Annotated in this window: 7 protein-coding genes and 1 pseudogene; 4 read left to right on the top strand and 4 right to left on the bottom strand. The window is 53.6% G+C overall.

Annotation, left to right across the window (positions count from 1 at the left end; genetic code table 11):
* Positions 1–52: 52 nt before the first annotated feature.
* Both BM205_RS21000 and BM205_RS20995 read right to left on the bottom strand, forming a co-directional pair.
* A complete protein-coding gene (locus BM205_RS21000; protein WP_217646073.1) occupies positions 53–988 on the bottom strand; it encodes a carbohydrate kinase family protein in 936 nt (311 codons plus the stop codon).
* Between the two features lie 8 nt (positions 989–996).
* Complete coding sequence (locus BM205_RS20995; protein ID WP_217646072.1) at positions 997–2136, bottom strand: nucleoside hydrolase; 1140 nt, start codon at positions 2134–2136, stop codon at positions 997–999.
* A gap of 841 nt (positions 2137–2977) precedes the next feature.
* On the opposite strand from BM205_RS20995, the gene BM205_RS20990 reads away from it, so the two are divergent.
* Positions 2978–3718, top strand: a complete 741-nt coding sequence (locus BM205_RS20990; protein ID WP_254783988.1) for a GntR family transcriptional regulator — start codon at positions 2978–2980, stop codon at positions 3716–3718.
* A 378-nt stretch (positions 3719–4096) separates the two neighbouring features.
* Here BM205_RS20990 and BM205_RS20985 read toward each other — a convergent pair whose 3' ends face one another.
* Positions 4097–6199 (bottom strand): phosphocholine-specific phospholipase C, encoded by a 2103-nt coding sequence (locus BM205_RS20985; protein ID WP_092416816.1) that lies wholly within the window; start codon positions 6197–6199, stop codon positions 4097–4099.
* Between the two features lie 331 nt (positions 6200–6530).
* Positions 6531–8852 (bottom strand): TonB-dependent receptor, encoded by a 2322-nt coding sequence (locus tag BM205_RS20980; RefSeq protein ID WP_092416815.1) that lies wholly within the window; start codon positions 8850–8852, stop codon positions 6531–6533.
* Positions 8853–9996: 1144 nt separating this feature from the next.
* Here BM205_RS20980 and BM205_RS24805 point away from each other — a divergent pair.
* The 3 genes and pseudogenes from BM205_RS24805 to BM205_RS20970 form a co-directional block, all read left to right on the top strand.
* Positions 9997–10136 (top strand): annotated as a pseudogene (locus tag BM205_RS24805) (NCS2 family permease); the annotation flags it as partial.
* 273 nt (positions 10137–10409) lie between these two features.
* Positions 10410–11366 carry a sugar ABC transporter substrate-binding protein gene (locus tag BM205_RS20975; protein WP_092416814.1) on the top strand — a complete coding sequence of 319 codons (957 nt, stop codon included), beginning with the start codon at positions 10410–10412 and terminating at the stop codon, positions 11364–11366.
* Between the two features lie 325 nt (positions 11367–11691).
* Positions 11692–13224 (top strand): sugar ABC transporter ATP-binding protein, encoded by a 1533-nt coding sequence (locus tag BM205_RS20970; protein WP_092416813.1) that lies wholly within the window; start codon positions 11692–11694, stop codon positions 13222–13224.
* Positions 13225–13232 lie beyond the last annotated feature (8 nt).

The following is a 13232-nucleotide window of genomic DNA, read 5'->3' as shown; positions in this document are numbered from 1 at the left end:
AGTAATGAGTGGTGGATGAATGTGCGGTTGAATGGATTGGTGATTGCGCGGCTCAGAGAACAACGGGAGAAGCGGACAATCGCGATGCAACTTCAGCCCGGGTCGGCAACGCCGATCGAGCGCCAACTACGGTAACGGCAACACTGGCGGCGGCGCAGGCGAAGCGGGTGGCTTCCGCCAGTGTCTGCCGTTCCAGCATCGCGGCAATGAACGCGCCGATGAAGCAGTCGCCAGCGCCGGTGACGTCGACAACGTCCGCTGCGAAGACGCTTTGTTCAATGGTCTCAGAGCGGCTCACTGCGATGGCGCCCTGCGCGCCGCGGGTGATGACCACCATCGCGGGTCCGAGTGTCAGCAACTGCCGTACGTTCTCGCTTGTCACCGGTTTGCGAAGGATAGTAGAAAAATTCTTCTCGTTCATAAATACGATATTGCTCGATGCCAGCAAAACGTTGAAATGGCGAGGTGTAGCGATCATGGCGCTTTCGATATCAATTGAGACCATACTTCCGGCGTCCTGCGCCAGCTTGCTCAAATCTTGAAATTCGTCAAGGTCGTAGGGCATCGCATGAATCACGCGGCTTTCACCCACGGCTTGCGCTAGAGTTGCGGCGTCCAGCACTCGGCCAGCCATGGGTTCATAGACCATCGCCTTTTCGCCACATCCGTCGACGATGATCAATGCATTGGCCGAAGCAGCGCCAGTAATGCTGCGCAGATAGCGTGTATCGACTCCGTCCCGATGAAACTCGGCACGCAGGAAGTCCCCGGTCGAATCTGCGCCCACCCTGCCGTAGGCGCCAGTGACGACATCCAACCGACTGGCGGCGCAGGCGACATTGGCCACGGTGCCGCCGGCATATGTCCCCACCCCTCGTCCCAGACATTTCTCGTCGGCGCCCGGTATCGTATCGACCGCGAAAACCCTGTCGAGATTGGGGTCGCCGAACGCCAGCAGACCGAAGTGGCGATTCGCGCTCGCAGACAATATGTCGATCATTTTGATGCTCCATTCTTGACGTCGATTGGCCGTTGACGGCTTAACAGTTCCATCGTTAGTCGCTCGAACCGCGGCACATCTACGGCTTGGACCACTTGTACCGGGCGCTCGCCCAGATGTGGACCTTTGTCAAGCGGCCAACTCAAGGTATTGCCATAGCCGGCAGTGAAACTGGTATCCACATCGACCAACATGGTGGCACTTTTCTTAATGATGGACGGGTCCAGCCAGACCATCGCCGTCAGTTCATCCCACATCGGCAGAGGAATGCCGTATTGGTGGAGATAAGAAGCAATCGGTGTGCCGACATGCCCCAGGCGGCCCAACAGCTGCGCGGAGAAGAACGTCGCGGTGGTCGGATCGACTGGCACCTGAACGACGCGTTTCCAAGGTTCGTGCAACACCATAGAGGCGGCCTCGGGGTCCCAACGTATGTTGAATTCGAGCCGGGTGTTGTGACGATATTCCTCGGCGAACGCATTATCGGCCGCGACCGGGTTGAAGCTCCCGCCCATGAAGACCAGTTCCTTCGCAAGGCTGGCAAAGGCAGGGTCGAGGCGGGCCGCCAGCGCGATATCGGTCAGCGGTCCACCGGACCAGATGGTGACGGCGTCGGGAAATTCGTGCACCGCCTTGACCATGAAATCGATGCCGCTCCCTGTGACCGGCTTCGTGGTCGGCGTGCCTTCAGCCAATGCCGGCACCACGTAGGGATCGGCATGGCGCTTAGGGTCGCTAGTGGGATCAGTCCAGGCGCCTTTATAGGTCAATGCGCCGTAGAGTTGCTCCCAGCGCAAAGTTTTGGCTGCATTGTTGACCAAGGGGAAAACTGCGCCGAGATAGACTGGCACGTCGGTGCGACCAGCGATCTCAAGCAGGCGCAGGGTGTGCTGTGCGTTCTCGTCGCGCCAGCCGTCGCCGCTCGACACGACGATGCCGAGTACCTCGACATCGCGCGCTTGTAGCAGCATCAGTATGGATTGCATGTTGGTGCCGCCTGGACCGGAGGCATCCTGGGTGATAATCACTTTGCGCGGGACCATGGGGGCATCGGCATGCGCAGGCGCCATGGCCATTGCTGCCAACGCTGCTAGGAAAGTCAGTAGTCGAACCAGGATCATTTTCATATTTTTCATGCGTTGACGATCATTGTCGGGTGGTGTTCCGCCGCGCGGCGCTCAATCCTATGCAAGCAATATTTATGCAAACTGGTACGAACCAATTAGCATGAAAGAGATACTAGCACATTTATTTTAAATGAGTGCAACTGGTACGAACCAATATTCAATTTATTTTTATTTCAAAAAATACATGATACGCTTTGCGACATCCGATGACGCCATCGTTGGGCGCTTGCCGTGCCAGTCTGGTGCAGGCCCGTAACAATGAAAAGCACAGCCACTCAGTCGCGACGCCTGGACGGGTCGTTACGCCAAGCGAAGGTACGCGCGCTGATGAGCAACCTACTCGATATGACCCGCTTCCCGGTAACTGCATTCGGCGACCTTTATCACCAGCGCTGCTGTATTGAGGAGGCGCGAAGAAGCGCTCATCGACAGCAAGCATCGCCTTCATCTGTAGCACGTTTCCGGCTTGTCTCATCTGACCATGATGCAAGACTTCGCCGCTAAAACTTGTGCGACAATTTCCAACCCTCGCCACTTCGACCGCCTATCGGAACGCATCAACCGCGCCTTTTCCCATACAGTTCTCAAACCGTTGCTCCCTGCGCTCTCACCTGACCAGGATGTGGCCGACCTGCTACACGACGCCTTGACGCTCGACACACTTTCTTCATCGCAGCGGTCATTCATAATCAAGAAAGCGCCGTCCGAAGTCGCATAATTTAGTGCAAAAAAAACATTATTCATGGTGATATTTCTTAAGTGATGTGGATTGGGGCTGATACCTGCTAGACTGTGTGAGTTCCCTTAGATTAACAATTGGTACGTACCATAATATTAAAATATGACGCAAATGAAAGATACTGAAACGCCTGGCCAGCCGCGCTATAAGTGGCTGGCAAATATCATCGGAAGTACGATTGGCAAGGGCATGTTGTCGGACAACCAGGCGTTGCCCTCTGAACGCGAATTGGCTGAACGCTATGACGTCAGTCGCGATACCGTGCGCAAGGCGGTGCGCTATATGGAAGAGCGTGGCATCATATACAGTGATCATGGACGAGGCACTTTTGTTGCGCCGGCTATTGTGCGCGACACTACTCGCTTCATCGACAGTTTTTCCCAGGATGCCGACAGTCGCGGCAGCATCGCAGGTCAACAGTTGCTGAGCGTAGGTATGGTGCCGGCCTCGATGGCGATTGCAGGCTTGTTGAATGTGAAGGCTGGAGACCCACTGTTCAGAGTACATCGAATCCGGACCATGGACAACGTGGCCGTGGGTCTGCACGATGCTTACTTCACGCTGCCTGTCGGGGCGAAGATAAGCCGCTCGCAAGTCGAACGCGCTGGTTCTCTGTATAAACTGCTGGGCGAAAAATTCAACTTCTCCCCCGCCGAAGCGGTCGAAAACCTCAGCGCCGCCACCGCTGAATTTGAGGATGCGCGTCTGCTCGGGACTGAAGTGGGCACCCCCTTGCTGGTCTGCGAAAGGATTACTTTATCCGACCGTCGGCAGCCGGTCGAATATTGCCTGATGAAATATCTATCGAACTATCGCTATAAGACGCGCATTGCCATGCGGGGCGGAGACTAATTTTCAAGCTCCCGCTCCCGGCTTCTTTCTTTGGCTGGGGTGTCATAACTCTAATGTCATAGATTCAAATACAGCCTTTGCAACTGGATCCGGCAGCTTCTCCACAGAAAACATTCTGTCCAGATTGGGGACCATGCCGCTAGCCGACGCGCAGACCACCGATAAACGATGATTTCCCAGCGAACTCATCGGAATTGTACAAGGTGAAATTGACATGGCTGCGATATACCCAATCAGTGAAAGCGTACAATTCTCCTTGCCCAAACGGAATCGTAAACCGATGTTGCAAGCGGATTTGCCGACATTGACAGAGAACAGTCAAAATCAGTGCCTTAAATCAAAACCGCTTCAGTATTAACCACTGGTCGGGCACTGGGCCTAGATCGCCTTCGTCACTGGAACAGTTGCGGCCGGATCGGTGATGCTCGGCCTGCCAGTCTCGACGTGACCTGCGATCCGCCGCTGCCAGTTCGAATTGCCGGCGACCGTCAATTGCAGATCGTACCACTGGTTGCTACACGATAGATCCCAATGTGCTTCCACGCTATCACCTGCCGGAACCGACAGCGTAACCGATGGCTGGCCATAGGCAACGTCAGCCACCGTCACCCCCAGCAACGTGGTCCCCGTGTTGAATAACGTGAGGTAGACGTTACCATTGGCAACGTCGTAGCGCGTCACAACATCCGGTTTCGCAACGGCATCTGCGCTAGAGGATCCCGCGAAACGGCGGAAAAAACCGTTTGGACCGTACACATTCAGCATGTAGTTTCCGTTCGCGTCGAGTGCCCATGCATCCGTCAGCACCTTGCCTGCTTCGACCGTGTAGCGGCGCGGCATCGCGATTGGATCACCTGAATAGACCCAAAAATGTGCGCCTTGCATACCGGTATTGGCAAACGTCAACACGTACCCTGACGACTGCAACTGGCCGTTCACGTGCAGTTGGTAAGGCAGCGCACGCGCAGGCCGCGTACCCGGTTCCTGTGCCACGACGACCTGCTGGCCGGTGCTACCCGGTGCGCTCTGCGCTATCGAACGTGCGCACTGGGTATCGGCTTGAGTGATGTAGGTCTGTGTGCTAGGCAGCGACGGCACCGTCGCATCGGATTTTGAGAAGTCCAGTGCCGACGTAAGGTCGCCGCAGATGGCACGGCGCCACGGCGAGATGTTCGTTTCCATCACGCCAAAACGCTTTTCGATAAATTGCAGCACTGATGTGTGATCGAACACCTGCGAACAGACGAATCCGCCTTTCGACCATGGTGACACGACCGTCATCGGCACGCGTGGTCCGAGGCCGTACGGCAGGTTATCAGCCGTATAGGTACCGGCCTGCGTAGCGGTGACGACGCTATGGCGCTCCAGTGTGATATCCACGGTGCTCAAACCCGAGCCAGGCAGCGTCGGCGCTTGCGGTGGTACGACGTGATCGAACAGGCCGTCGTTCTCGTCGTACATAATGAAGAGGACGGTCTTGCTCCAGACGTCGGGATTCGATGTCAGTGCGTCGAGGATCCTGGAGATGTAATTGGCGCCGTAAAGCGGCGTGAACTTCGGATGCTCCGAATAGGCAGCGGGAGGCAGCAACCACGACACCTGCGGCAATGCGTTGGCCTGCACGTCGGCTTTTAATTGCGCCAGTGTACGTGTGCTCATGCCGCGGTTTTGAAGCGACGAGCCAGCCGGTGCGTTCACGAAATTCTGGAAACAAGCCAGCATGTTCGTGCCGTAGTTTCCGGTAAAATTGTCCGTGCCGGTGCCCTGCTGGTAGACCTGCCAGGAGATACCGGCATTTTCCAGCCGCTCCGGGTAAGTGGTCCAGTTGAAGGGCGGCAGCTTAATGGCATCGAACTGGTTGTCGATGTAATCCGTATTATCGAGCAATGGGCCGCCGCCTGTTCCTTGCGGATCGACCATGCCCGTCATCAGATACATGCGATTCGGGTGCGTATTACCCGGAATCGAACAGAAATAACTGTCGCACACCGTGAAGGCGTCGGCGAGCGCGTAGTGAAACGGAATGTCCTCGCGTACGTGATAACCCATCGTCATGTTGCTCTTCTGCACGGCCCACTGATCGGCCCGGCCGTCGTTGATGGCGCCATGCGTGCTGGCCCAGGTATGCGGCAGACCGCCGATACATTGTGCGTTGACATTGGGATTGGTCGTGTCGTACCGGAACGGCGCGATCACTTTCGTGGCGTCTTCCTGGCGCGGCTGGAACCATACGGGCTGACCGTTCGGCAGCGTGACCGGGAAGCGATCGTTATAGCCGCGTACACCGCTCAGATGCCCAAGATAGTGATCGAACGAGCGGTTCTCCTGCATAAAAACGACGATGTGCTGGACATCCTGGATCGTACCGGTGACGGAACTCGGTTCGATCGCTAGCGCCTTGCGAATAGATTCGGGAAACAGCGTGGCGCCAGCCAAGCCGGCAGACAGCCTCAGAAAATCTCGACGGGTTTTAGTGACCATGTGAAAGCTTTAGTTGTAATTGGGATATCAGGATGCCGGCGGGACGAAACCCGGCGAGGTCTATCTTGACAACAGCCATCAGCATCTATCCGCCGCGCAGCCCCTGTCCGAAACCAAGCATACGTCTCGTTCAACTCGGTGTGGCAAATAACAAGTCCGACAGGCTACTGGCAGTCTGTCGGACTATGTGCATAAAAGAATTTTTTTGAAGGTAGTGCTTGCAATTTAGGCTAATTTTCCGTATTCCAATGACCTGAGCGGCATCAGAATTGACTCTGATGCCGCTCGATGGCCTTTAATTGCGTTTCAGTTTCCTCAGTCTGACAGACTACTAGAACCGGGCCTTAAATTGAACCCCGAAAAGACGTGCATTGTTGTCATTAACGTAGCCAGTCAAATTGTTAAAATCGATCCCTCCGACCAGGCGCACTTGATTTGTGATGTTGCGTGCGAACGCCGCCAATTCGTAACGATCGTTATCCCAAAGATAGCCGACACGCAGACCGCCGATAAACGACGATTTCCCAACGAACTCATCGGAATTGTACAAGGTGAAATTGACCTGGCTGCGATATACCCAATCAGTGAAAGCGTACAATTCTCCTTGCCCAAACGGAATCGAATAGCGCAGAGTAAAGTTTGCATTCCACTTCGGCGCGTTAGGTAGAGGGTTGCCGTTAATGCTTGCGACCTTTACGCCAGCAGCATTGGTTGTTACCGGATTTTTCACCGTGCAGGCAGCGCATACGGCGACCTGCAAGTTAGGGTCCTGAATCTGTGTATAGTTGTAGCTTCCCCCGGTAGTAAACAGCAAGTTTTCGGCCAGATAGGTTTGGAAGTCAAGTTCCGCACCTTGGCCAGCGGCTTTCTTCGCGTTCACAAGTACGGTCGAGTTAGTTGTTCCACCAACTGCTGACAATTGCTGGTTCTTTACATCGAAATGGTAGACGTCGAAACTGACCCGTGCTCGCCGATTAAACAAGTCGCTTTTGACGCCTCCCTCATACGACAGGACCGTTTCTGGCTGCGCGACTGACATCGGATTGAACGGGCCTGCAGGCTCGATGGTCGAACCGCGGAAACTCGTGGCGACACGCGAATACAGATTCGTGTTATTCGTCAGCTTGTACAGTGTGCTGAAATCCCAATTAAGCTTTTTATCGCTGGTGCTAGCAGAAAGGCCTTTGGACTTATCAATATCCGATCCGCCTGTCGCCAAATCGTTCGGATCGGTCCGTAGCGTTTTTCTGTCATCCGTGAATCTGAGTCCGCCGGTCAACGACAGGCGGGTATTAACGTCATATTTCAGCGAACCAAAAATCGCCGAAGCGTTATCCGCCTGACGCGAACTCACCTTGGACACAAATGCGTTTTGATGTAATGAATCGTAGGAATAGCTGCCAACTCGGTAAGCTTCGTTGAAGAAAAATACGCCGGCCTGCCAATTCAGCGGGCCAGTGTATTTGGATTCGACACGAAATTCTTGCGTCAATTGATGGTGATTAGATAAGCCATCAGCAGATTCGGCCGAAAAGGGAATGAAGCCCGGACCCGATGGTGGCGCGTATGCCGCCCCATACCCACCATCAATATCGCCTAAAGTGTAGAAATGTACTGTTTCGTAGCCCGTGATCGAGTGGAGCGTGTAATCTCCTCGCGTCCACTGCAAGTGCAAATCGGTACCGTAACTTTCCAAGTGCTGACCGTTCGCTCCATCAGTTTGTACTTTGCCAATGTCGAAGCCCGGAACCAGGTTGTTGGTGCCTGGTTGGATAATATTCGCGCGAAAAAGTGAGGCACTGCCTTCGGACCGATGCTCATGCACGTTCAACAGCGCGCTAAAGTCGGTATTCGGCTTGTAAAGTAACTGGAACCTTAGCGCGTTCTCGTTGTAACCGCCGTAGTGCTTGTCCGTTTGCCCCGGAGCTGTGTTGCCGATCCAGTTGTCTTTGTGCTGATCCAAGAAAGAAATGCGTGCTGCCAACTGCTCATTTATCGGTACGTTGATAGCACCCTCGAGATTCGCCGTATTGTTTGTCCCTTCGGAGGCGCTGATGTAGCCGCCAAACTTATGCTCAGGCGGAGCCGAATTAAGTTTCACAACACCAGCGGGCGTGTTCCGACCGAACAGAGTCCCTTGTGGGCCACGTAAAATTTCGATTTGTTGAAGGTCAAACGCCGGAAAGCCTTTTAATACTGAGTTTTCTAAGACGATATCGTCATATACCAATGAAACCGGCTGCGAAGAGTTGATGTGAAAGTCTGTGTTGCCGTAACCACGCATATAGAACCTGGGGAAAGCGCGCCCATCTGAGTTCTCAGCGTTTAAGCTTGGAGCCCGTCCGGCAAGCGCCGTCAGATCTTGGCCGCCTGTATTAATCGCATTCAAAGCATCGTCACTGATGAGGGAGGCTGAAACCGGAACATTTTTGACGTTTTCTTTGCGACGTGTGGCTGTGACCGTAAGTGTTTGCAATTGCATCGCTGCATTGGCCGGTGAAGCGGCATTAGTCGCTTCGGAGTCAGTGGGGAGCGGCGCATCTGCTACGGTTTGTGCCCATATGTGGCCACTTGCAGCAGCGAAGGCTGTCAAACTGAAACAGCATACCTGCCTTGCAATAAACCTCTTGTCTCTTCTCATTTTTTTTCCCATTTCACACCTCAGAAGGAGGTTCTAGCTGCCTGTCCTGGCACCAGAGAACCAGTCGCTAAACGCATTCATCGCGTTGATCTCTCATACGCAACTAATATGCCATATGGTACGTACCACTGTAAAGTAAAAAATCTTGGTGTGTTTTTGCAACAGATGCCGACCTTGTTCTGCGGGTATTTCCCCAAATACTCATCGCCTATTCGATAGAAAAAAATCCATGCTTAGCCCCATTTTATGGGGCAATTCAACGAAAAATTCGCACTATTTGGTTATGTGGTAACTACGTAAATGCTACTAAGAGCATCAAGCCCAAACTGGCTTGCAAACATCCTCAGTCAGAATTAATTAATAAAATATCGCTAACTGGTACGCACCACAAATGCTCGTTGCGCACTTTTTCGGGGCGTAACGCGCAATTACGCACCATAGAAGCGATGCGGCGAACCTGCAGACAGCGGCGCGTACCGAGCAACATGTCAGTCAAGGGTTGCAATTGCAGCTTGCGACGGTGGCTGAAGGTATTGAGATGGTCAGCATGACAGGCAAGATTGCGAAAGTCTGAGGAGTGCGAATGAGTAGAGGGGTGGTGGCAAACAACAAGGGCAGTGACATGGGAGTCAATGAGGATAGAAAAGATCGTTAATGCCGCCTGTATATTCCTGATGTCACTTTGCGGAGGCTGCGCGAGCAGCGCGTTGCTCTAAATCTTCCTCTAATTGCAGCGCGGCGGCGAGACGCCCGATATCAAATTGATTCGCCATTTACAAACACCCGCCTGCATCAGTCTCTGTCGTCAGGCTGGAAGTGGCGTTTGCGTGGCATGCTGGTTCGTCCAGGTGTCGCGACTGAGCGGCTGTGCTTTTCATTATTACAGGCCGGCACCAGACTGGCACGGCAAGCGTCCAACGATAGCGCCATCGGATGTCGCAACGCGCATCATGCATTTTTTGAAATAAAAATAAATATAATATTGGTTCGTACCAGTTGAACTAATTTAAAATAAATGTGCTAGTATCTCCTTCATGTTAATTGGTTCGTACCAGTACGTATAAATACTGCTTGCATAAGATTGCGCGCCGCGCTGGCAGCAACGGCCAATTGCCCAATGTCCGCGCAGCCTTTGCATCGGATGCATTGGCGATGTGTGATCGGCGCTGCGCTTGGCACTTCAACGGTCACTGCATATGTTGAATCGGTGGCGGGGTCGAGGCGGATGGACGCACCGGCCTGACCGGCGTCATCGTGGCGCTGCTGTTTGCGCTGAGCCTGTTCCTGGCACCGCTGACCTCATGGTGGGAATGGCGTTAGGTTGCTTGCGCACACGCTAATCGTCGCCGCGCTGCCCCGCTAACAGTCGCGGTGCTATGCCTGAACGCGGTATTCGTCCTGTATCTGATTTTACGAAATTCAATTATCTAATTTTTTAAGGAAGTATTGTCATGCGCAATATCAGTGGGCAATCATCAGCGTGCGCGACTGATGGAAATTGATGAATCCAGGCTATTTCAAAATGCAAAACAACGCATAGCTACATAACCCTTTATCAGGAGACACGTAATGAATAAATTTTTCACTATCGCAAAATTGATGGCCTCCACGGCTACGGTACTGCTTTTGTCCGTGCAGCCAGCCCACGCAGATACGGCCAAGCCGCGCATTGCCTTGGTAATGAAATCCCTCGCCAATGAATTTTTCCTGACCATGGAAAATGGAGCCAAGGCCCATCAGAAACAAAACAGCGATAAATACGAACTCATCACTAACGGCATCAAGGATGAAAGCGATACTGCAGGTCAGATCAAGCTGGTTGAGCAGATGATCGTTTCCAATGTGGATGCTATCGTTATTGCTCCCGCTGACTCCAAGGCTCTGGTTCCAATCGCAAAGCGGGCAATCGATGCAGGTATTGTGGTGATCAATATAGACAATGAATTCGATGCCGCTGCACTCAAGGAAAAGGGCATTACTATTCCATTTGTCGGCCCACTGGACCGCAAGGGTGCGCAGCAGGTGGGTGATTATCTGGCCAAGAGTCTGAAAGCTGGCGACGAGGTTGGCATTATCACAGGCTTGCCGACCGCGAACAACGGCAAGCAGCGCACTGCTGGATTCTTGGATTCAATGAAAACAGTGGGCACCAAGGTGGTCAGTGTGCAGACCGGCGAATGGGAGATCGACAAGGCCAATAAGGTTGCGGCTGCGATGCTGAGCGAAACTCCTAATCTCAAGGCTTTACTTTGCGGCAATGACAGCATGGCCATCGGAGCTGTGGCTGCAGTGAAGGCTGCCGGAAAAACTGGCAAGGTGCTGGTTGTTGGTTTTGACAATATCTCCGCCGTCGCACCGATGCTGAAAGATGGCCGCATGCTCGCAACGGCAGATCAACACGCTGACAAATTGGCTGTTTTTGGCATCGAAAATGCGTTGAAACTACTCAAGAGTAAAGCGCCAATCAAATCCATGGGTGGCTTCGTCGAAACCCCGATTGATCTTGTGGTCGCCAGTAAGAAATAATCAACCGACTTAACCGGCAGTTAAAAAAAGCCCGCGTCCGTGAATACACTGGCGCGGGCATATGTCGCCCAATCAGAGAAATGCCTTATTCAATCCATGCGTAAATCCGACATCGCCAAGCGCGCCACGTTCAGCTGCCGTTCGTTGGAAGAGCACATTTCTGTTGCCCATCCGCTGCGCAAGTTGCGCTAGCTGTCTGATGATATTTTGCAGTGGATGAATCGTGGAAGTCAGGGACTTTTTTCACGCGTGGTCGACCTTCTATTTTGCGGGATCGTTTGGTGCGCGCCGGAGATCTCTCCCATTAACTCAGCAAAAATATGCCATGACCTCTATAGTCGAGCGCCAGACTCAACCTTTGCTCCAAATCAGTGGACTTTCCATGTCCTATGCCGCGCCAGTATTACTGGATGTGGATCTTTCTCTTCAACCGGGCGAGGTGCGCGTCCTGGCGGGAGAAAACGGCGCCGGTAAAAGTACACTTTCCAAAATCGTCGGCGGCCTGGTGACGCCGGTCGCGGGCAGCATGCAGTTCTGCGGTATGCCGTATTCGCCAACGTCACGCGCTGAAGCGGAAGCCGGCGGCATTCGCATGGTTATGCAGGAACTCAGTCTCGTCAACACACTAACGGTTGCTGAAAATCTGTTTCTGCGGAAGCTGCCGCGTCGATTCGGGTTCATCGACTCTCGGGCAATGAACGCCGCAGCCCGTGAATGCATGGCGCGGGTCGGACTCAGCGGAATCGATCCGGCGACGCCTGTATCAAAGTTGGGTATCGGTCAACGTCAGATGATCGAAATTGCCGCCAACATTAGTGCCGACTGCAAGCTCCTGATTCTCGATGAGCCAACCGCGATGCTGACTGACAGAGAAGTCGACTTGCTGTTCGCGCAGATCGAGCTGCTGAAGGCTAAGGGCGTCGGCATTATTTACATTTCACATCGACTTGAAGAGACCAAACGTATCGCCGATTCGATTTCTGTTTTGCGCGATGGCCAGGTGGTGGGGACGCATCGCACCGCCGATATTAGTATTCAGGAAGTCGTTAAATTAATGGTGGGTCGTGACGTCGGTGAGCAGTTGGACCGCCCCAAGTCGCGGCCGAGCAAGATCGCCCTGAGGGTGGATAAGCTGAATCGCGGCAGTGCCGTGCAGGACGTCAGCTTCGAAGCGCGAGGCGGTGAAATTCTCGGTATTGCCGGCCTTGTCGGCTCGGGCCGCACTGAAACCTTGCGTTTGATTTATGGCGCTGACAAACGAGACAGCGGCCACATTTTCGTCTCTGGCAAGAAGTGTGACGTTAGAACGCCAAGCGACGCTGTCAGGAACAGCATCGCCATGGTGTCGGAAGATCGCAAGGAGCAGGGTTTACTGTTGACGCAATCGATCAAGGTCAATACGACCTTGAGCGGCATTGCCCAAGTGTCAAAAGGTGGCTGGCTTAACCATCGGAAAGAAAGGACGATTGCCGAAAAAATCGGCAATCTGATGTCATTGCGCGCCAACTCGGTTGGCCAGTCGGTGAGAGAACTGTCTGGTGGCAATCAACAAAAAATCGCCATCGGTCGTTGGCTGCATCGGGAATGCGATGTGATGTTGTTTGACGAGCCTACGCGCGGCATCGACGTTGGGGCTAAATTCGAAATCTACAAATTGATGGCGGAACTGGCGGCGCAAGGCAAAGCTCTGGTGGTCGTATCGAGCGACTTGCTTGAATTGATGCTGTTGTGCGACCGGATTGGCGTCATGAGTGCCGGAAAAATGGTGCGCATCTTCGACCGCGAAGAAGTTAGTCAGGACGCCATACTCGAAGCAGCATTTAGCGGGTATGTGGGGCCTGCGAAACAGACGGCATGAAACGGTGA

Source organism: Collimonas sp. OK307 (genome assembly GCF_900113705.1).
Taxonomy (GTDB): Bacteria; Pseudomonadota; Gammaproteobacteria; order Burkholderiales; family Burkholderiaceae_D; genus Collimonas.
Note: the sequence above shows the minus strand (reverse complement) of the source record. Positions and strands in the feature narration are given on the sequence as shown.